This window comes from Neobacillus ginsengisoli (assembly GCF_030813055.1).
In genome coordinates, this window is the sequence record NZ_JAUSTW010000008.1 from 172,682 (window position 1) to 194,052 (window position 21,371).

At 34.8% G+C, this 21,371-nt stretch carries 20 protein-coding genes and 2 pseudogenes; 7 read left to right on the top strand and 15 right to left on the bottom strand.

Annotated elements, in window-relative coordinates; genetic code table 11:
* Window positions 1–44: 44 nt before the first annotated feature.
* The 5 genes from J2S10_RS21700 to J2S10_RS21720 all read right to left on the bottom strand — a co-directional run bounded on the left by J2S10_RS21700 (window position 45) and on the right by J2S10_RS21720 (window position 5,990).
* A complete protein-coding gene (locus J2S10_RS21700; RefSeq protein WP_307412296.1) occupies window positions 45–887 on the bottom strand; it encodes a sugar phosphate isomerase/epimerase family protein in 843 nt (280 codons plus the stop codon).
* 794 nt (window positions 888–1,681) lie between these two features.
* Window positions 1,682–1,807 (bottom strand): hypothetical protein, encoded by a 126-nt coding sequence (locus J2S10_RS21705; protein WP_307412299.1) that lies wholly within the window; start codon window positions 1,805–1,807, stop codon window positions 1,682–1,684.
* A gap of 128 nt (window positions 1,808–1,935) precedes the next feature.
* Window positions 1,936–2,073: a hypothetical protein gene (locus tag J2S10_RS21710; protein WP_307412301.1), complete on the bottom strand. Its 138-nt coding sequence runs from the start codon at window positions 2,071–2,073 to the stop codon at window positions 1,936–1,938.
* Window positions 2,074–2,303: 230 nt separating this feature from the next.
* Window positions 2,304–3,272, bottom strand: a complete 969-nt coding sequence (locus tag J2S10_RS21715) for an NAD(P)-dependent alcohol dehydrogenase (RefSeq protein ID WP_307412303.1) — start codon at window positions 3,270–3,272, stop codon at window positions 2,304–2,306.
* 1,323 nt (window positions 3,273–4,595) lie between these two features.
* Window positions 4,596–5,990 (bottom strand): MATE family efflux transporter, encoded by a 1,395-nt coding sequence (locus J2S10_RS21720; protein ID WP_307412306.1) that lies wholly within the window; start codon window positions 5,988–5,990, stop codon window positions 4,596–4,598.
* Window positions 5,991–6,228: 238 nt separating this feature from the next.
* On the opposite strand from J2S10_RS21720, the pseudogene J2S10_RS21725 reads away from it, so the two are divergent.
* Both J2S10_RS21725 and J2S10_RS21730 read left to right on the top strand, forming a co-directional pair.
* Window positions 6,229–6,511 (top strand): annotated as a pseudogene (locus J2S10_RS21725) (RNA polymerase alpha subunit C-terminal domain-containing protein).
* Between the two features lie 299 nt (window positions 6,512–6,810).
* A complete protein-coding gene (locus J2S10_RS21730) occupies window positions 6,811–7,365 on the top strand; it encodes a DUF4865 family protein (protein ID WP_307412309.1) in 555 nt (184 codons plus the stop codon).
* Window positions 7,366–7,418: 53 nt separating this feature from the next.
* Here the strand turns inward: J2S10_RS21730 and J2S10_RS21735 are convergent, their stop codons facing one another.
* The 3 genes from J2S10_RS21735 to J2S10_RS21745 form a co-directional block, all read right to left on the bottom strand.
* Window positions 7,419–7,598, bottom strand: a complete 180-nt coding sequence (locus J2S10_RS21735; protein WP_307412311.1) for a hypothetical protein — start codon at window positions 7,596–7,598, stop codon at window positions 7,419–7,421.
* 287 nt (window positions 7,599–7,885) lie between these two features.
* On the bottom strand, window positions 7,886–9,331 hold the full coding sequence (locus tag J2S10_RS21740) for a L,D-transpeptidase family protein (protein ID WP_370876255.1): 1,446 nt from the start codon (window positions 9,329–9,331) through the stop codon (window positions 7,886–7,888).
* 489 nt (window positions 9,332–9,820) lie between these two features.
* Window positions 9,821–10,273 (bottom strand): MarR family winged helix-turn-helix transcriptional regulator, encoded by a 453-nt coding sequence (locus tag J2S10_RS21745; protein WP_307412313.1) that lies wholly within the window; start codon window positions 10,271–10,273, stop codon window positions 9,821–9,823.
* A 198-nt stretch (window positions 10,274–10,471) separates the two neighbouring features.
* On the opposite strand from J2S10_RS21745, the gene J2S10_RS21750 reads away from it, so the two are divergent.
* Window positions 10,472–11,362, top strand: coding sequence for a DMT family transporter (locus tag J2S10_RS21750; RefSeq protein WP_307412460.1), 891 nt, complete (start codon window positions 10,472–10,474; stop codon window positions 11,360–11,362).
* A gap of 734 nt (window positions 11,363–12,096) precedes the next feature.
* Here J2S10_RS21750 and J2S10_RS21755 read toward each other — a convergent pair.
* A complete protein-coding gene (locus tag J2S10_RS21755) occupies window positions 12,097–12,225 on the bottom strand; it encodes a hypothetical protein (RefSeq protein ID WP_307412316.1) in 129 nt (42 codons plus the stop codon).
* Between the two features lie 266 nt (window positions 12,226–12,491).
* Window positions 12,492–12,830, bottom strand: a complete 339-nt coding sequence (locus tag J2S10_RS21760) for a GerAB/ArcD/ProY family transporter (protein ID WP_307412318.1) — start codon at window positions 12,828–12,830, stop codon at window positions 12,492–12,494.
* Between the two features lie 165 nt (window positions 12,831–12,995).
* On the opposite strand from J2S10_RS21760, the pseudogene J2S10_RS21765 reads away from it, so the two are divergent.
* Window positions 12,996–13,229: pseudogene (locus tag J2S10_RS21765) on the top strand (IS4 family transposase); the annotation flags it as partial.
* A 4-nt stretch (window positions 13,230–13,233) separates the two neighbouring features.
* Here the strand turns inward: J2S10_RS21765 and J2S10_RS21770 are convergent.
* Entirely contained in the window at window positions 13,234–13,599 is a 366-nt protein-coding gene (locus J2S10_RS21770) for a putative zinc-binding protein (RefSeq protein WP_307412320.1), read from the bottom strand.
* A gap of 533 nt (window positions 13,600–14,132) precedes the next feature.
* On the opposite strand from J2S10_RS21770, the gene J2S10_RS21775 reads away from it, so the two are divergent.
* The 3 genes from J2S10_RS21775 (at window position 14,133) to J2S10_RS21785 (ending at window position 17,383) form a co-directional block, all read left to right on the top strand.
* A complete protein-coding gene (locus tag J2S10_RS21775) occupies window positions 14,133–15,494 on the top strand; it encodes an arsenic transporter (protein WP_307412322.1) in 1,362 nt (453 codons plus the stop codon).
* Window positions 15,495–15,516: 22 nt separating this feature from the next.
* The gene (locus tag J2S10_RS21780; protein WP_307412324.1) at window positions 15,517–16,194 is read left to right on the top strand and encodes a DUF2642 domain-containing protein; all 678 of its coding nucleotides are present in this window, start codon (window positions 15,517–15,519) and stop codon (window positions 16,192–16,194) included.
* A gap of 424 nt (window positions 16,195–16,618) precedes the next feature.
* Entirely contained in the window at window positions 16,619–17,383 is a 765-nt protein-coding gene (locus J2S10_RS21785) for an MFS transporter (RefSeq protein ID WP_307412326.1), read from the top strand.
* Between the two features lie 276 nt (window positions 17,384–17,659).
* Here the strand turns inward: J2S10_RS21785 and rsgA are convergent, their stop codons facing one another.
* From rsgA to J2S10_RS21805, 4 genes are all read right to left on the bottom strand, one after another.
* The gene (rsgA, locus tag J2S10_RS21790; protein WP_307412328.1) at window positions 17,660–18,706 is read right to left on the bottom strand and encodes a ribosome small subunit-dependent GTPase A; all 1,047 of its coding nucleotides are present in this window, start codon (window positions 18,704–18,706) and stop codon (window positions 17,660–17,662) included.
* A gap of 324 nt (window positions 18,707–19,030) precedes the next feature.
* The gene (locus tag J2S10_RS21795) at window positions 19,031–19,966 is read right to left on the bottom strand and encodes a glycerophosphodiester phosphodiesterase family protein (protein WP_307412330.1); all 936 of its coding nucleotides are present in this window, start codon (window positions 19,964–19,966) and stop codon (window positions 19,031–19,033) included.
* A 597-nt stretch (window positions 19,967–20,563) separates the two neighbouring features.
* Window positions 20,564–20,866 carry a DUF2653 family protein gene (locus J2S10_RS21800; RefSeq protein ID WP_307412332.1) on the bottom strand — a complete coding sequence of 101 codons (303 nt, stop codon included), beginning with the start codon at window positions 20,864–20,866 and terminating at the stop codon, window positions 20,564–20,566.
* A gap of 11 nt (window positions 20,867–20,877) precedes the next feature.
* Window positions 20,878–21,312 carry a hypothetical protein gene (locus J2S10_RS21805; RefSeq protein WP_307412334.1) on the bottom strand — a complete coding sequence of 145 codons (435 nt, stop codon included), beginning with the start codon at window positions 21,310–21,312 and terminating at the stop codon, window positions 20,878–20,880.
* Between the last annotated feature and the right edge of the window lie 59 nt (window positions 21,313–21,371).

The following is a 21,371-nucleotide window of genomic DNA, read 5'->3' on the forward strand; positions in this document are numbered from 1 at the left end:
TTTGGTTCCAATGATGCTTCATCATAAATTAGATCGATCTAATTTTACTTTAAATGAAAAATGGTTTCTTCATCACACTGGTGTAGATCAAAATAGTTCTTCGCTGATTGCAAGCAGCGACGTGCATGCTCTTCAAACCCATATTCCTGAACACGCTTGATGTTTGGCAATTCAATTGAATATGGAATTTCTGGAATTCGATTAACAATACTTGCAATTTCGATGCTCCCCTCTCCTACATACAAGCGTTCCTCACGAAGGATTCGGGTCATTTCTTCCATAGAAGGAGGTATTTCTTTCATTGTATCGCAAAGATGGAAAAATCGAAACCATTCGCGTGGTACTGCATCCAAATCTTCCACTTTATCCCCTGAGCGATGAAAATGATGAAAATCGATCATCAGACCAGCATTATCCTGCTTTGCATTACGAAGAACATCTAGTGCGCCAACAAGGTTTTTGACGCTGGCAATCGGAACAAACTCCAATTCTACAGTAAGGCCGAATGGTTTAGCCAGCTCACAAAGTTCCGAAAAACGTTCGATTGCAAAATTACGATCGTCTGTCCAGATACTGCTGAGAACATGTTTTCCACCAAGTTCGGCAGCTGAATCCATAGCCGATAAATAGATTTTCGGATCGAGGCCATCAAAGATCTTTGCCAGTTCAATATCCAGAAGTTTGACGCCAGTCTCGGAAAGTGCGGTTTTCGTTTGCCGCATCAGCTCCTTGTTTTCTGCAAATGAAAAGTCTGGCTCCCCTGGCAGCCCCATGTAAATAGGCCTTAAGCTGACATAATCATAGCCTGCTCGCGCAGCGATGTATGTCATCTCCGGCGGCGGACAACCAAGTACTGTCAGATACGCTAAGGAAAATTGTTTTTTCATTATTTATCCTCCTTATAATTTCAGGTTTAAATCAATCTAGACAATTGGTATTTACTCTTATTTTTATTAGATCGATCTAATAATGATGTCCAGAAAGGGACTGAAAGGTGAAATTTTAATTTTATTTTATTATATGATGTATGCGTTTTCAATATATTCCTAATAAATAAAAGGTTTTTATTTTTCCACAATTCATATTATTAATTTGAAATTTAATAGTTTGACTAACCGCAAACCCTCTTAACATTGGAAAATATGATTGTTTTAATAAAGAAAACATATGCAAAGAAAATGAATTAAACCTTGATAGTAAAAAGGCTGATTTCACTTTCTTCCTGAATTAATCCGTCTTTCATGCACACTTCAGCCAGGTATTGGACTATCTCAGGCAATTTCCTGCATGTCCTGTCCGAATAAGCCCCGTATTCGCTATACAATATCTGCAATATATCTTTAAATACTAGGTTGAAGTCACACCTTAAATTACACTAAATTCACATTCTGACCAATAATTATTTCTATCCTTTAGAATTACTCTGTGAAAATCATATGCGAAAAAGTTAGTAAAATTGTTTTGAAACCTTTCAATAACAACAAAAAAACACCTGCGTTTTATGCAGATGATCTATATATCACTCATATTATTTATTTTTCCAATATAAATTTTTCCTCTTATGTTTAATACCGTCTATCCAAACCTTAGCTTCTTCATTACCACAAAAACAAGGATAACCTTATAGTGACCAAGTTTTACCCAATACCCTCCAAGATACCGTTCGATATTTTATTTGCTGTTAGAGTAGGTGCATACGATAACCGATTAAACGAATTCCAAACTTTACTTCAAAAGTGTATGCGAGTAAATTATTTAATTCTTCTAGTGCTATTTGCGTCCAAGTAACACTATATTCTTTTTTCATACTTAAGACTCCTTGATTCTTTTACACGATACTCAAGCCCCTGTTCTTTGCTGTAAAAACGTCTATTTCTACGATCCTCTCGATTTTTTTGAACTTAACGTATTAGATCCCCATCTCTTGCAAGATTTTCAACATCCATCTGATGCAGAGTTAATTTTTCCCGTTTCATGTTTAAATATCCAATCATACACCTCAAGAACATCTTGTTCAGAGATTTGATCAATCATTCGCTTCAATTCTTCATGATTTACACTCAAACCTTTCACCGCTTTGTGGTTTTTCTCCTTCCATTTTATCACATCAATGACAAAGTCTAATCTTTAATCAGACCTATAGAACACACAAACACACTCTACATGTATAGAGTGATATGGCACTACATTGCGTGCTGGTGTAAAAAAATAAAGATCTCTTAAACTTTCTATATAATACGGCTAACGATTTATGTCAGCTGCCAGGCAGTAGACGTTTATATTAGAAAACTCGGATTCACTCTTCAAATAGTAATGACCACTTTTCCCTGAGCGTGACCTTCTGCAAAATACGTGAAAGCATCGGGAACTTCACTCAACTTATAACGTCTATCAATAACAGGTTTTACTTTGCCTGCTTCAAAAAGTTCTTTCATAAAAATCAGATCTTTTTGGTTTGGCCTTTGTAAAAATCCACCCATTTTTTTACTCCCGGTCATTGAAATCCAAGGTCCCAGGACCAATGTCTGGAACATTTGAACCCCGGAACCTCCGACGTGAACAAAAATTCCATTGGGATTTAAGGCACGCTTATAAACTGAAATTGGTTGATATCCGTTTGCAGCAAGAATCAGGTCATAACGCATCGTTTTTTTAGTAAAATCTTCCTTCGTATAATCAATGACATGGTCAGCACCAATCGATTGAACAATGTCTAAATTTCTCGTACTGCACACTCCAGTTACCTCAGCCCCGAATGATTTGGCAATCTGTACAGCGAAAGTCCCCACACCACCGGAGGCACCATAAATCAAAACCTTTTGCCCCGACTGAATCTTGCCTTTATCCCGTAGACTCTGCAGGGCCGTGACTGCCGCCATCGGAACCGCAGCAGCTTCTTCAAAAGACATATTGGATGGTATTGGTGCTAATACATTTTCGGGAACAGATACATATTCGGCAAATCCACCCCAACCACAACCGGAAAGGTCGCCAAACACCTCATCGCCAGGTTGAAACTGCTTAACATTTTTGCCTACCGCTTCCACCCGACCTGCAATGTCACCTCCGGGTATGGAGTATTTTGGTTTTAGAAGACCGAACGCAAAGCGGGCTACGAACGGTTCCCCTTTCAAAAGAACCAGATTCCCATAATTCACGGATGCTGCATGAATTTTCACCTGAACTTGATTGTCCTCAGGAATAGGTTTTTCAACCTCTTTTAATTCAAGGACATCAGGTGGACCATATTTGTTATAAACTATAGCTTTCATAAATAATCCTCCTAATTTCCTTTGATTTGATCATTTTATCTCATTAATAAAGGCACTTTTCTAGAGGTTGAAGCTTATCGCAAATGGAACTCCCTTTTTCGCAAATGAAAATGGTTTTTTCGCAAATAAAAGCTGCATATTCACAAGTTAACGGTAGCTTATCGACTTGAATTTGATTTAGTGTTGTAAAAACAACAATGTTTACAAAAATTGCCTCAAAAAAGATTGCTAAAAAAAGGCCTTCAATTAAAAGATTTTCAAGTTAAAAGGTATTCAAGTGTAACTGCAATAAGTACATTTTTTTATCGTGGTCATTTTGCAGCTGCCACTGTTTTAGAGTTTCTCTGTTTACAAGTTCCTTAATAGACTTGAATATTGATGAATTCACCACGGAATCTCATTAATCAACAACTTACTCATGGAGATTATGATGTTCTTGATAAAGAAAAAGACAATTTAAAGTTTACTAAAACCGAGGAAAAGTACTTAATTGATCAAATTTACAAACGATTTTCCCAAAAAACGACTAAATACCAAGCTACGTATTTAAATTCGCTTTTAGGATTTTGCACTTGCAATTTACTCTAATGGAGACAAAGGGATCGATGAATTTCATTCACAGCAAAAAGTAAATTTGATTCATAAATCGTAGTAAATTAAGCTTAAATGAAAATAAGAAGCCAATCTCTTTTTGAGTAGATTGGCTTCTTATTTTCAAAAAAAATCAACACTATAGTTTAACAGAGCCTAATTTTAAAAAAAGGAAAGACTATTGTTTTAAACGGACAGGCAGGCTATTGCTCATTATCATTTTTGGCTGTTGTATCTGTACATGTTTTGGTGGTTTAGGATAGTCTGCTCTCCCTGCATCTCTAGGACTAGTAACAGTATTTCATTGATCCAGAACTTTCCCAGTAAACTTTAAATTTAATGGCAGTGAGGGATTAATATAGCAAATAGTGACAGCCAAATCCTCTTCTCCTCTTTTAAAATTGATTAATTTATTAAACATTTATCTAGGATTCAGAATTACTTACTATTCCTCGAATTGTTGAATAGGAGGAATGAACTATTGGAAATCATTTCGACCTACTTTTCTATTTTTACTTAAGTCTGTTTTAGTAAACATTTTTGTTTTTACAAAACTAATTTATTTTCAGGTCGAGAGGAAGGATTAATTGACGTAATAGCCTGATTTACTGGCGGATATACAGTTTCATTTGCGAAAAAACCAACTTCCATTTGCGAAAAAACCACTTTTATTTGTGAAAAACTACTTCTTTGTAATGCTTTGCAAATTAAGTAAACAACAATTTTATTTTCCTAAACGAGTTTATGAGCATACCACTTCTTACCTTTAAATCTCCTAGCAAAGATTATTCCTCGAGCTCCCCACTCCACAATCATGGCCACCCAAACACCTATAATACCAAATCCTAAAGTAATTCCTAAAATATAACCAAGGACTACCCGCAGCAGCCACATAGACAATAAAGATGCAATTGAAGTAAAGTTCGAGTCTCCGGCTGCTCGTAATGCTGATGGCATTATAAAGCTTGGTGACCACAAAATCGGTTGTCCAATGGCAGATATTAAAATCATCGTAAATATGGTTGGAATGATTTTATCAGGTGGATGGAACATTTTTACCATTAACGGAAAAAATGGCAATAATAGAACATCGGCAATCACAAAGAGGATCGACGCCAGACCGATCAATGATATAATAAATTTCCTTGCGTCCTCAACGTTCCTTCGTCCGATACACTGCCCAACAACCGTTACGGTAGAAATACCGAGCGCGTTGGGACCAATTTGAAATAACACGGCAATCGAATTACCGATGGCATAGGACGTCATCGCCAGTGTCCCTAATTGGACAATAAACGTTTGCGTTAGCAGCTTTCCGCCATTGAAAAATATCTGTTCGGCTGCAAAGGGAAGACCAATAAACATAACTTTCTTTAAAATGGAAAAATCAACGTGCAAGGCCTTTTTTATTTGGAACCGAAAGGCCTTATTAAATTTGATGATATAGAGTAATGAAGCTGCCATCCCCAGAATTCTTGCTAGAATGATAGAAATCACGAGTCCTTTTACACCCATATGAAACATGGTAATGAATAAAACATTTAAGAATGTGTTCGTTAAATTCATTACTAATGATAATTTCAAGCATGGTTTCGTCTCTCCAACCCCTCTCAAAGAGCCGCATACAGCTTCAAATATGGCAATAAACGGATAGGAAATACAGCTGCCTATGAGATACATTTTTGCATTTTGAAAAACATCCGCTTCCGCTTTACCAAAGAGAATGTTTAAGGTCGGCATATGAAAAAGAATGACGAGACCACTGATTAATATAGAAAATATCGTCACAGCAGATATTGCTTGTGTGGCCGTTTTGGATACCATTTCCGTGTTTCCACTGCCTTTATATTGCGCCACTATGACGGTCCCGCCTGTTGCAACCGCAATAAAAACATTGACCAGGAAAATATTCAATGAATCTACCATACTTACCGCACTGACGGCAGCCACTCCTGCTGAACTGATCATGGCGGTATTTAAAAAACTCATTAATACTAAAAAAGCCTGATCGACAAATATGGGCATGATGATCGCGATTATTTGTTTATAGTCGATCGATTCTCCCGTAAAATATTTATCTAAGAAAAAAACAGTTTTATGTTTAATTTTCAGTTCTGCTTTATTCATTACAACACATCACTTCTTCGTCGAATTGTATAGATCTTCAAATTTGACAAGATAATAAATTTTATTATATCACGGACTCCGAAATATATCAGTGTTTAATCCTATCGACAGTTTCAATTATTGTGGCCAATTCTAGATACAAGGTTAATGGGATATTATGTTAAAATATAATGTAAGGGGTTTGCGTTATCCATATTGATAATTCAACTAACGGAATGTCAAAAAAGGGGACTTTAAAATGACAACTTCAAAGAAAAGTTTAAGGACTTGCAACAAAGGACACAAATACTATAAAAGTAGTGATTGTCCGACCTGCCCGATCTGTGAGAAAGAACGGAAACCTGACAACGGATTTCTTTCACTACTCTCGGCACCAGCCAGACGAGCATTAGAAAACAATGGGATAACTTCTTTACAACAGCTCTCAAACTTTAGTGAAGACGAGATTTTGCAATTTCACGGTATGGGACCAACTTAGGACTGCTTTGCAGACAAATGGGTTATCATTTAGACAAAAATAGACGAATGCAGGATGAGTTGAAAGATTTAAAGAAACAAGTGGAGAAATACATACAAAAAGAAAAGCCAGTATTAGAAAACAAGTTAGATTTCCGCTTCGAATCGACCCTAAATTATACGAAGTGCTGGAAAAATGGGCGGTTGATGAACTCAGAAGTGTTAACACCCAAATCGAGGTAATATTAAAAGATGCAGCAAAAAAAGCCGGAAGAATTAAAAAATTATAAAGGGCAGTAGTTTCCGAAATATAAAGCAATAATCTTATATATTCCCATATTTGTTATAAGGAGGAAAATATTAAATGATTGCAACCCAATACAAGATTACATTACCAAGTGATTATGATATGAATATAATCAAAGACAGAGTAAGAAATAATGGTCATAAAACAGACGGATTTGATGATCTAAAATTTAAACTATATTTGGTAACAGAAAAAGGAATCAATAATAATTTACAAAATAGTTATTGTCCATTATATCTTTGGAAAGGTAGCAGCGGGCTAAACAAGTTTTTATTTAATGGATTTTATGACAATATACTAAACTCTTTTGGATGGCAACGAGTAAATGTCGGAATACCATTAATCGATACAACTTCATCTAAAATCAGAGAGAATAAATATCTATTTCAAATCACAAGAGAAATACAACCACAACAAAGTCTAAATAACTTAAAAGATAAAATAGAAGAAGGTATTCCAACGATTGATAATACAGAATATATAGTTATTTATAATCCAGATAAATGGGAGTACGATGTGTTTTACTTTTTAAGCGAATTAAGCAAATTAAAAGAAATGAGTGGAGTAATTTATAATATACTACATATATCACAAGAAGAACTCCCTTATTAGGAACTTGAATAAGAAAAAAGCGATCCTTCGATATTGAAGCATCGCATCTGTCATTATTCCTCGGTTGTTCTTTCATTTTGATAAAATTCTTTTGGCTTTTCCAATTGTTCCTGATGGCGATTTCTCCAATTGTTTGCAAAACTCGGGAGTGGGTTCTGATTCTTTTCTTTCCATAGTTTCCTCTTGTTTAGCCATTCCCGAATCCTTTTACGTAACCTTGACCGCTTCTTCATCGTTCTTCACCCCAATCACCTTCATATTTCTCCCTTGGCAATCCAAAGGGTTTCCAATATGTGTTTCATCACTAGTAGTATATGTTTTAATTTTAACAGGTTATGGGTAATCAAGACAAAAACCTGGTTCTCTACTTCCTCATATGCATCTATGAGGGCTTTTGTATTACCCTTTTTCCTAGTAATTGCACTCCTTTAGTTAATAAGAAAAAGCAGGAAATCAGTAACAATTTCCTGCTTACAGCTAAATCGGAAGAACGTGTTGCTAAAGGGGATGTTGCTATTCCTCAATAAACAACAACAGGCTCGTAAGTATTGAGATTATCATATACTGATTTCATCACACTAGGCGGGGTGTTGACACATCCACCTGAACCTTGAGTTAAGTAGGCAGTGTTAGCCCAGTTTTTCCGCCAGCTTGCATCGTGAAACCCTTCCCCATCATTTGTAAAAGGAGCCCAATAATTCACTGGTACTCTATAGTTTGCCATTCCAACTTCGCTGCCCACGAGTATGGCTGGTGAACGTTTATACAAAATATACCATACTCCCGGATGTGTATCTTCACCTACGTCATGTCTACCTGTCACGACATTAGTTGTGAGTACTAATTGTCCATTTTTATAAATCCAAATCCGTTGTTCTTGAATGGACACTTCCGCATAGGTGTCGCCGATTCCATTGTTCGTCGTGTTGTTAAAGCCAATAGCAACATTATCCCAACCATTCCCATAAACATTAGAAGCTACGACTGAATTTTCTCCTTTTTCAAAGGCTTCCTGAATCCGATTTGTTTCTTTACTAGCATCAAGTGCCCACCCATAGGTTTGCCCTTTTACGGAAATGACCGAACCTGAATGGGTCTTAAATTGGAAATTTTTATTTAAAGTTGATTGAGAAGTATTGATTTTAGCAATCTCGTTTTTAATATCGCTTGGATCAATGGTAAACTGTCCCTCTTTCGACAAGGATGCATTTTTGATTAAATCACTGGCTTTTAAGGAATACACCTGGCTCTGAACCGAATAACTAACAGTTCGTTGAAGAAGTTCTTGCAGTGTTTTCTCTTCTTTTTGCACAATCGGACTGTTTTCTTTAGCAGGCTGTATGTATTCGGCATTCAGATGAATTACACTTTTATATTCCTGTTTCTGATAATCTATTACCATTTTAGGGACATCATATTGATTTCCATTATTGCTTTTGGAAACCACAATTTTGCCCTGTACCAAATGGGCCTCTGCATCTTGTGGTGCTTTCAAACTCTTATTCTTAAATAAAAGTTTTTTTTCTATTTCATTCTTCATCGTTTCGCTTATGTATGGATCCGCTTTGCTTGGTGTCAACGAATAATTTCTTGCCTTCGAGGAAGGCCAAACCGTCGCTTGGCTTTTTAATATTTTCTTGACGCTAGACAAATCATTATTCGTCAATCCCAATATCGTATCTTTTCCATCGAAAATTTTTTCTTGACCAACATAGACTTCGTTTTTTAATACAGATGATCCTAACTTTTGTAATGCTTGGTTAGCCGTCATTCCACCGACGTTTGTGCCATTAATTGTAATATGAGAATTGAATCGGGTTGTTTGATAATAAGAGATGCCCGCCAATACGAGTGCTCCAGCCACAACTGCACTGCCAATTCCAATTTTCCATTTTACTGGCCCTTTGTGCAGGTCTGCCCTTTTATTCCCCATTTCTTCGACTACTTCACGTGCTGCATTTTCCATAACCCTTGCCTCCGTTTACCTGGTAACCTAGGCCTGTTTTTCGATGTTACCTGTGGTTTTGAAATTTAAATTTTGGATTATTTTGTCTTTTTTTAAATTAACCCTATTATAGAAGAATGGACAGAAGAAATTTGTCACAATTTGTATAAACAATGAAATATATCAATTTTGGTTCTTATTTAACCCCCTTCAAATTCACATACATTCTTAAAAACCCTACACTAACACAAACCATTCATTATCACCCGAGGTCTTTTTTCAAAATCAGTATAATCATAAGAATTAACAGAATTATTCTAAACTACCAAGATTAATTTTTCCTTAAATTAAAAAGACATGAAATTTTTGTATGCCTATATAACTCCTTTCGGCTTTGTTATCACGTAGCAATTATTCCCTAAACTAATCTGTTAGTCGAATAAGGAAAAATGTGATGTCTTATTAAAGTATCGCTACCCGTTTGTTAAATAAAGACTATTGGCAAATCAATCAATATTCTCTCTTGTTTCCCTTTTTTACATAATCCCATTCAACGTCAATATTTCTCCTTACCCTATGAAGAAGATGAAAAATGGTTTCTATTTCTTCCTGAGATAGCCCATTTAGTGCTACCTTATTTGAATAATCTCCCTCTCTTTTTAAAAAGGGATAAATTTCAAGTCCTTTATCCGTAGCAAAGAGCTTTTTAATTTTTTTATTTTCATCATCGTTTCTCTTTTCAATAAATCCTTGAATTTCAAGTTTTTGAATCGCACGGGCGGCTGTTGTTCGATCAACCTTAATCATTTCAGCAAGTTTTTCTTGAATGATACCAGGGTTTTCACATATCCGAATCAAGTACAAATACTGACCCTTTGTTAGGTCTAATGCTTTAAATTCAATATTACTTATCGAGTCAAGTGCCCTTGCTATCATTCCAATTTCTCGAAGAATCTCTCTCATAATAACAAACCCCTTAAAATCATTTTGTTGCATTTACAACAAAATATTTTTCATATATACTACTATTAGAATTCTAAGTTCATTATGACCCATCAAATACATTTAGAAAAGTGATACTAAGAATTCCTCTTTAAAATATTCCAATAAATAAAGGAGTTGTTTTAGTTGATTCGTAATCATTGGCTTGTTAATACCGCATTGCTTGGTATTGCATTTATTTGGGGGATAACGTTTGTAGTGGTTCAAGAAGCCATATCAAGGATCGCACCATTTACTTTTAATTTTTTACGATTCGGTTTAGCTGCCTTACTAATCTTTTTATTTTTATTATTCAATAAGAAAGAAAAATTTACTCTAAAACCTTTGTTCAAACAACTTAAAGTTGGCTCTTTTCTAGGGTTATTATTGTTTTTTGGATATGCTTTACAAACCTTTAGTTTATTACACACTACACCTGGTAAATCGGGATTTTTAACAGGATTAGCTGTTGCACTAGTGCCCATTATTTCTTATTTTATTTTACGTCAAAAACCAACATATCAAGGAATTATAGGCGTTATATTAGCAGTGTATGGTCTTTACTTATTGGCATTTACAGGGGTGACCACAATAAATCTGGGAGATTTGTTTGCACTTCTATGCTCCTTTGCATTTGGTCTTCAACTAGTTTATACAGGAAAGTATTCATCCCAAACCTCCGTTTTATATCTTGTTTTGGCTCAATTACTAACAGTAGCGGTATTGAGTGGAATTTTTGCTCTCATTTATGAACCTATCCTTCGTTTAGAAACTTTGTCAAATTCAGCGGTAATAGTTGCATTATTAATTACAAGTATCTTTGCCACTGCCTTTGCCTATATCGCCCAGACCTTTTTTCAAAAGTCTGCTAGTCCATCAAAAGTAGCTTTAATATTTTCAATGGAACCCGTATTTGCTGCACTTGCTGACTATCTATGGAATGGAACGACCCTGAGCACTCGCTCAATCATGGGATGCCTATTGATTCTGATTGGTATGTTATTAGCTGAAATTCCATTCTTGAGATATTTTTCTTTATTAAAACAAAAAAATCAAAAGGTAAATATGTAATGATAAAAACCGTTCTGAAAAGAACGGTTTTTTTAGTGAGTTATTAAACCCCGTTTGTAACAAAGCGTTCCTGCTTATTACAGAAACGAACCCGTTAATCTATAAAAAAACACTTAATTGCCAATAATTCTTTTGTTAACTTTTTGTAAATAAAGTAAACATTTCTCCTAATGGATAGTAACTGTAATACTTTATTTGTATAATTTTTAAAAATTACTAGAATGGAGATTGATAGGATGGATTATCATAATTTGAAACCGTTACCAACGAATGATAAGGTCAAAAAGATATCTTCATCATTTAGCGTTCTGAGGAATGCAATAACAATTTTGCTCGTAATAATTTCATTGTTTATTGCTGTTATTATGGTTACAACCAATATCAGTAGAATTACTATTATTGTATTAGGAATTATATCAATATTTATTTTTTGGTTTGCATTAGATAATTTTCACGTAAATGCCCCCATTATAAGAAAAAAGTAACTATCGTTTTTTTTCAACACCTCTTCAAGGAATTATTTACAAATTTTTTACAATTTTTTAATAATTAAAGTGAATTTTTTGAAAAAATTTTCCCCATAATGAAAATGAACCAAGTAACCTAAAACCCCAAGGACTTGGCAATCCCCCTCATACCTATCCTTATAGAAAAAGGATGGGTTTTTTTGTATCTTGCACCCGTTCGTAATATAAGGTTAGCCAGAGAGGGACAGGTTTACTGTCCCAAATTGTTTACTTATTTTTACTTTTTTGAGCTTTTAATGCTATTTTTTCAAGTCCATTTTCTCCTGCAATTTCTGTATCTGCTTTTGTTGGTGGAGCATTTTTATTATTCAATTGGTTATTCTTATTTTTACCCATTTTTTCACCACCCTTGTAGTTTAATTTAGGTATTCCTTCAAGGATGCCAACTATTATAAATTCACTAAATAAAAATATCGGAGTAGAATTTTTTCATTTTCGTTATCGGCACCCACAATTTTATTTTGCTTTCTTTTTTGTTTGCTATGCTATTTGATTTTCTCCTTCAACTGCACCGTTCGTTCAATCACAAAAAGGGATCAACGCATTAACTCCTCTTGAATCGCATGCCCATCAAGTTAAGAAAATTAATGGACAACTTAATGTTAACTGGATTTCTGTCGATTTCTTTTCCGTAAGACAGCGATAAGTAGCAAGAAAATTGGGATAATCATTTCGATTGTCATATTATAAAAAGGTACGATTCTCAAAAAATGAATCAATTCCAACAAGCTAGGGATGGACCAAAAACTAAACAGTATTAATAGAAATCCAAGTGGAAATACGACCGGTCGGCAATTAGAAAGATTCAACCATTGTGTTGTACCTAGAACAAGTGCATAATAATATACTGAGATTTTGATAAACGGACCTGACACCCAAATCGCCACAATAACTAACTCTATATGTTCAAAAAAATCAGCGATGCTGCATTCCGCCCCCAACTTAGTGATTATGTATATTATTCCAGTAAAAAAATGGTTCTTTCATGATCCTGGATTTTTTTGTCTTGGTCAACCCATACACTAGTTAAAAAAAATGCACCCCTTACACGGCAGTACCGAAAAGGAGTGCATTATGTTACTTTTTATAAATGCCACAAAAAGTCGGCTAAAGAGGTAAGTTTTATTCAAAGAAGTAGTAAGTTTCAAGCTAAAGGTTTAATAGCGTTATGCATATGGTTAGGCCAAAAAATAGCATGCACTTCATTAACTCAATTACGTAGTTGTCTAGAATCTTCAACGGGAGTCTTGATAAGTCCCTAAGGACTCAACCAACGATTTAACCCATCCGCAGTTAAGCTCTTACATTGGTCAGTATCAAAAGTTACAAGAAATAAAATCAAGATTAAGAATGATTATTGGTAAGATCTAAAATACGTTTGTAAACACTTATATAAAGGTTAGGGTCAGGGTCTTTACCATTTATCTTTGGCACTTCAAAGTCAGAAAGTACAAAATGATGTTTGGGTTGAACTTCATGTCTAGCTAAAGAACTTTTGCAACAGGATAAGGGACAACCATCAATTGCAATGATATCTCTTCCTGATTTTGCTGTTCTGACAAGTGGTTTGACATCACCCCCAACACCAGCGATACAGGACATTTCAGCTAATTTTTCTCGATCCATTTTTATAGCAATCATGTTAGCTGTTTGTGCAGCTGATGAACATCCAGAACATGAATATACAATAGGTAAATCATTTTTTTTCACCTTTCCATCCTCCCCTATTTCGTCATTTGATTAAGTAGAATATGTGTTTTTAATGAAACAACCATAGCTGAATAACTAAAATTCATTTTAATTTATTTATTATTTAAATTCCGTGAATAATGTCACTTTTCTATTGATTCAAGAAATATGAAAGGCAACCATTTTTTGTTTGTAGAAACTCTTTATAACTTTTAGGTAGTAATCGCTATCGCTACCGAAACCCATCATAAATAAAATGTTTTTTTAGACAAAATATTTTAACAATATTGAGCGGAGTTTCTAAACTTCGCTTTTTCTTTTTGCAATTAAAATCTAATAACTAATTACTAGAAACACTTGTTGATAGATTCAAGCGGAAATTATGGAAAAATGTGTACAAACCTAAAGCCTGTCTTATTCGAGATACATATAAATACAGTACAACTACACAACAGGGACGGACGGAAGGGAGGGACATAAGAGGACAAACTCACGGGGGAATACGGGCTCTTCATGAACATCATGAAAAACCTGCTTGAAGAAAGGGGAAATTTATGCTTCAACCAATGGTTTGGATTACCATTTTAACATTTTTGGGTACACTTGTATTTATTCTTTGGAGGCCTAGAGGCATTAATGAAGCCATACCCGCAGTGATAGGTGCAACTATTGTCTTACTAAGTGGAAGTGTTTCATTATCGGACTTGGGTATCATTACAGATACAATTAGCGGTGCTGCGATAACTATCTTGGCAACAATCGTCTTGGCGATTGTTTTAGAAAGCTTTGGGTTCTTCCACTGGGTGGCAGAGAAGCTCGCAGCCAAAGCAAAGGGGTCAGGGATTCGATTATTCTGGTATGTCAATCTATTATGCTTTCTCATGACACTCTTTTTTAATAACGATGGAAGTATTTTAATCACAACCCCCATTTTAGTCATGTTATTAAACAATATGGGTTTAAAAAACCATCAAAAAATTCCGTATTTGCTGTCTGGAGGTTTAATTGCAACCGCATCGAGTGCACCAATCGGTGTAAGTAACATTGTAAATCTGATTGCTCTAAAAATCGTTCATATGACTTTGTATATGCATACGGCGATGATGTTTGTACCCGCAACGCTTGGTTTACTACTCTTAGTTGGGCTACTGTTCCTTCGTTTTCGCAAAATCCTGCCGAAAACCGTTCCTACTGACGTATCGGGTCTCACAAACCCTTCTTACCATCCGCTCAAGCCAGGTCCTGTATATGCGTCGGAGAAAGCTCGTTCAAGGTTTATGTGGAACGTCCTTCTATTCGTATTTGCTATCCGTGTCAGCCTCTTTGTTGCTTCCTTTTTTTCCATTCCTATCTCAATCGTGGCTGTAACTGGTTCTCTTGTCCTTTTAGGATGGAGATGGGTTTATTTAAAAATACCTCCTGGCGATATGTTGAAAAAAACGCCGTGGTATATTATCATTTTCGCCTTTTGTATGTATACCATTATATACGGACTAAATAACATTGGTTTAACGCACTGGCTAATTGGAACCATGCAACCTATGGTTTCTGGAAGCCTGCTGCATGCGAGTGTACTGATGGGGGTACTACTGACCGTACTATCCAATATATTTAATAATCACCCAGCCCTTATGGTTGGAACGCTCACGTTAACGAATATGCATCTAGATCTACTTTCTTTGAAAATCGCTTATCTTGCTAACATTGTTGGCAGTGACATGGGATCGTTACTTCTTCCAATGGGAACACTTGCTACACTAATGTGGATGCACATTGTAAAACGTGGAAAAGTAAGAATCACTTGGTGGGAATATATAAAAATCACAGGTGTCGTTATACCGCCTACTGTCTTATTCACATTAGTGGTTTTATATTATTGGGTTTCAAGTCTTTTTGGTAATGTCCTTCAAAGATAAGACTATATGAGAATAAAGGAGAATGATGATGCTTATAGATTTTCAAGATTTAGTAGGAAAATATATTGAAGTGGAAATTTCGGGAGGTGTTTTCCATAAAGGTACCCTAATAGCTGCTGGGTTGGACATCATTGTTATACACGATGGCAGGACCAATTCATTCCTCTACATTCCATTTGTTCATATTCAAAGATTGAAAGAAACCAGTATTGAAGAAAATACCTATTATGACCCTCCTTCAGAGAAACCGATAGATACAGATGCCATATCCTTTCGTAAAATATTAACAATTGCTAAAGGTATGTTTGTAAAGGTTTATGTAACAGGAAATAAATCCATTCATGGCTATTTAACCAGTATCATGAACGATTATTTTGTTTTTCACTCCCCTGTTTACAAAACCATGTTTATTTCGATGAATCATGTAAAATGGGTAATTCCATATCCATCAAATACAACACCGTATTCGTTAAATAATCAAAATCTGCCGCTTAAGCCAGCGTCTATTCCTCTAGCTCGAAGTTTTGAAGAACAGTTGAAAAAATTGGAAAATCAACTAGTTATATTAGATGGTGGCGACAACCCTGAAAAAATAGGCTTTCTCCAAAAGGTTCGAAATAACAAAACAACTCTTATAACGGTTGAAGGCGAAACCGTGTATCGAAATTTAGTGCACATCAAATCGATTCAATTGCCGTAAGTAAGAATATTGGCTCTAAGTTTAATACACTTCATCATAACACCAAAAAAATTTATATGCAGGTGATTTCCACTTTAGTAATTAGATCAATCAAAAGAATAATCCACCCACTGTTTGCCGACGAGGATGGATTTTTTATTTAATTCTGGAGTTGTTTATTAGACCGTGCCGATCGAGTCACGGTCTTTTTTTGGTGTACTACCTATTGTTAGCATATGGTTTTGGTCAAATTTTGTTCTTAATAGTAAAAAATTTTACATATGTAATGACGCATATATCTACTTGAAAATAATATTGTACCTTATAAACTAAATTAATAGTGGTACACTTGAGGTAAGGTTCTATTAAAAAATGAGCTTAGAAATCACTACTTATATCAAAATAAGTTATAATAAGTAAAAAATATTTTTGAGGTGAATAGGCATTGGATTTTTATTCAAATTCAGACCAACAAGTAGAAAAAGTTGATGATAAAGAATATAAAGAAAGAGAGTACGCTACTAGATACAAAGGAGAAAGGGAACCGGAAGAAAGAGGATATAAACAATGGATTATGGGAAGGAAAAAGAAAAAAGTAAATGAAGAGGGCGAAGCAGGAAAATATTCGCCATCCAGATCCAGATCGTCAAATAAGAAAAAGAAAGGGGAAATGTTCTCATTAAAACTAGTCTTTAAGATATTTGTAGTAGCAGCTGTTTTTTACAACTTCAAATTCATTTGGAACTTTATGAAAGATCCTATTGGTAATTTTACGTTTTATCGTACATTATTTGTACTTGGAATATGTTCAGGTATTAATTTTATTGCCGTTTGGATTCTGTTTTATAAAAGTTCGTTTATGAGATTTTATCTTTCCTTATTTGCAATTTTAGGATCGTTTGGGTATTACTTCTACGTAAATTACACTAATCACTCCTTTTTGGGGAATAATATCAAAACTTCGTTGCTTGTTATGATATCAGTTTTGATGGTCATTAATCCTAAAGTAAATTATTACCTGAAAAGCATCGTACTTCTGTTGATACCTATTATAGGTATATATTTAAGTGATAATAAATTCGCACTTGTTTGGGCTTTAATGTTGAGTGCGGGATTTGTACTATTATTTAGAGTGTATAAATCAAGAGCAAAATCAAAATCAAATAAAAAGGAAAGTCGAGCAAGAAGAAACCAAAAGCAATCAGCTTAATATTTATTATTTGGCAATTAAATAATGCTGGTTATTACAGTATATTTTTTGAATGAAAATTAGCCGAAAATGTACAAGTGGTGAATAAAAACTTGTATATTTTCGGCTAATATAATTTTAAAAATGGAAGAAAAGCCCTCGTTAGTTTAAGTACGAATGGGGCTCTCTCATAAGTCGATTTTTTGGCTTGGAGACGCCCCTTTTAAAAATCGAAACGTTGAAATATCAATGTTTCTGATTCTTTAATTTCTATGAATTTGCCGTTTTGAGACAGTCCTATTTATAAGATTTCGTATTCATGATTTTATGAATTTTTTTCCACTTTTCTCGTTCAAGTCTTGCTAATGAAGCATCTTGCTTTCGTTCTACATAAGCTAGTTCTCTCTTCAGTTTTCGATAACTTGTTAGTCTCACTTGATCCAGTTCACCATTTTGTAACGCTAAATTGACTGCACAACCTGGTTCACTTTCATGAGTACAATCAGAGAATTTACAAAATTTCGCTAGTTCATCAACATCTGAAAATGTTGAACTAATATGCTCTTCTCCACCCCAAAGCTGGAGTTCTCGCATCCCAGGTGTATCAATAACCATTCCACCATTAGGTAAGAAAAATAGTTCACGATGTGTCGTTGTATGTTTTCCTCGGTCATCACCTTCGCGTACACCTTGAGTTAATTGCTTCATTTCTCCAAGTAATGCATTCAATAATGTTGATTTACCTACACCTGATGATCCAAGTAAAGAAACAGTCTTACCTTCTGATACGATGTTTTTTATGTCCTCGATACCTTCACCATTTGTACTATTCACAGTAAAAATTGGTACTCCGAAAGCGATTTCTTCAACCGCTGCAATCTTAGCAGATAAATCATTACATAAATCTTTTTTTGTTAATACAATAATTGGACTGGCACCACTATCGTATGCAACTAATAAATATCTCTCTAATCTTCGTATATTAAAGTCATTATTTAATGCCATTACTAAAAAAACAAAATCAATATTAGCTGCGACAATTTGTTCTTCTGTTTTATCACCAGCAGATTGTCTTGAAAATTGACTAATTCTAGGTAGTACTTTTTGAATGATTGCTTTATTTTCATTCTTTAATGGCTCAATTATTACCCAATCGCCTACGGATGGATAATCACTTTTTACATTTGCTTGGAATTGAAATTTACCAGAAACCTCTCCAATTAATTCATGTATACCATCATGTAATTTATAGAATTGTCTTTGCTCAGAAATAACTCGAGCAACAATCGTATTTTCTTTTAGTTCACCGAACGCTTCTTTCCACCCTAATTGCTTTAAATTCATTTTGTCCTCCTAAATTATAAAGGACAATGATGAAGCATTACTCCATATCTTGTCCCTTCATATTTGCCTCGCTATGAATAAAACTAATTAACTTTCCCATCATTCATCACTCCGTTTCATTTAAATACTTTTAGTATATCCAATTTCTAAAAAATGGTCCATATGAATGGTTTGAATATTATAACAAAGGAACTTAACAACTAAATAATCTATAAATTTCGACATGTAACACCATTCATTTTTATTGAAATTTTTAAAGCTATGTAACAAAATAAGAAAAAAACATTGAAATATTTTTAAAACCTCTTATTATTTAATGGTCTTCTAGCGCTTTTCAAGCAATTCGGCGAATAAATCTGGTTTATTCGTGATTTCCCCATCGACACCTAACGAAAGAAGCGCTGCCATATCATTCTGTTTATTAACTGTCCATGAATGGACAAAAAGACCGTTTTGATGAGCAACCTGTAGTAGCTTAGGAACAACTAGTTCTTTACTAAGTCCTACTCCGGTAGCATATCCAGAGATTCGCTTGAATTCCTTTTTCACATCTATACCTTCAAGCATGTTCTTAGAGTATAGTTGAACCACCTCTACGCCAGGAGCTAGTGTTTTTAATTTACGAAGGCTGGACTCGCTTAATGATCCCAAAATAAGGTTGTTTTTATTAAGAACACCATTTTTTCGCAATATATCAACTAATGTCTCTTCCATTCCTGGATAGACATTTGGTGCCTTTGTTTCGATATAGAGTCCAACCTTTCCATTTCCCTTTTTCTGTACAAATTGAATGACCTCCTTGAGTGTAGGAACATGCTGCTTTTTATATTCTTGACGTGCCTCTTTCTTATATTTTCTATTAAACCATGAACCGGCATCAAGATGTCTAATCTCTCGCAGGTTAAAATCTCTCACAAGCCAGGGTGCACATTGTGGGTAAAGTTTCTTTGCATTGGTAGTTCTTTCAAGGGATTCATCGTGCATGGCGATGAGGTGACCGTCCTTGGTCATTTGCAAGTCAAGCTCTACATAATCCGCGTGCATTAGAATTGCCTGATTATATGCTGCCAAAGAATTTTCTGGTCCGTATGCAGATGCGCCGCGATGGGCTACAACCACAACATCTGGAACATTCGGATACAACTTTGAAAGTCCATAATCAATGACTGTCTTTTGGCTAAGTATCTCTAATGCCTTGGGAGCCAAACAAGTTACACAAAGAGAGAGAAAAGCAAGTTTTAAAATCAAACTCTGTTTCATTTTCAACTCATCTCCTTTATGTTTAAATACCCTAATTTAGCAATATTTAAACCTAAACTTAGTTTCTGCTTAATGGTACATGAAGAGCATAAACCAGCTGCATTAGAAAAAAAGTGGATCACTTTTGTAGTAATCGTGGAAACAATCACTTTCTTTCTTGTCAGAAGAAAAAGTTTTTTTCAAATTCCTTCGGACGATACCTATACGTTCCTGAGATAATGTGCTAAATTTTTTGGATATTAAAAGGGGGAGTTTTTTATAATCATTATTTATGATTTTGGAACTGGTCTTAAGGAATATGTAATAAGGGAAAAAGAAAACGATTTTCCTATATTAAAAGTGTGTCCTAATTGTAAATGTACTTCTCACGGAATTCATAGGCATGGTTATTATTGGAGGTTTGGAATTATTGAGGATGTGGCGATAAAATTGTCCCTTTTTAACCAAAAGAAATCCCTCTAATGCAAACAGGATGGATTTTTTCCAACTGTCACACAAGAGGGATAATGTCAAATTGAATAGGTTTATTTTTATTGTTATTATGGTGAAAACACGCCATTAAGAGAATCCATTAGTTTTAGATAAGGCTTTTTATGATTAATAATCATTTCTAACCTGGATGGATGCTGTAAATCTTTCTTTTTCAGAAAAGGATAAATTAATGAGTAAACTATTCGGAACGAATTGATGATAGTCTTGCAAATATACTGCAACAGCATCAATCACGTCCTGTTCATTTAATCGCAGTGTACGTCCATAGACTAAAGCGGAAGCAGCAAAACCAAAAGAAGGATTAAATTCTAAGTCCACTTCTACTTGCTCAGGTCTTACGTTTTCCCTTCTTGCCGTGAATACACAAACACTATCGATAAGATCTTGTTCATTAAATAGTAATTCCACAGAATTTCTCCTTAATATCTTCTTCTGGTGAAGATGGCTTTAATTACCCTTATGATGATGACAATAACGAGTACATCAACGAGAAGTCCAAAAAAGGAAAAACCGTTTGCACCATTATATCCATTTGGTCCATAGTAATGTCCTCCGAATGGATGGAACATACTACCCAAAAATGTTCCTGCTCCAAAAGCGGCTGCGTGAGTCCAAAAGCTTTTCGTTCTAGATGGCTGTTGGTTATAGGATGTATGGGCCTGTGAATTAGATGTAAATCCTTTGACATTACTTGATGGTGACTTATATCCAGAATGATACGTTCCGCTAGAAGGAGTGCTGTAAGAATGAGAACTAAACGACGAACTATGACCTCCGCTAAATCCTTTTGCTTCAGCAAAACTTGGCAAAACGAATGCAAACATAATCAATAAAACCATAATCAATTTTTTCATAATCAAATCTCCTTTCTATAAGAGAGAGTTACTATTATTATACTACAAAAATAAAATGA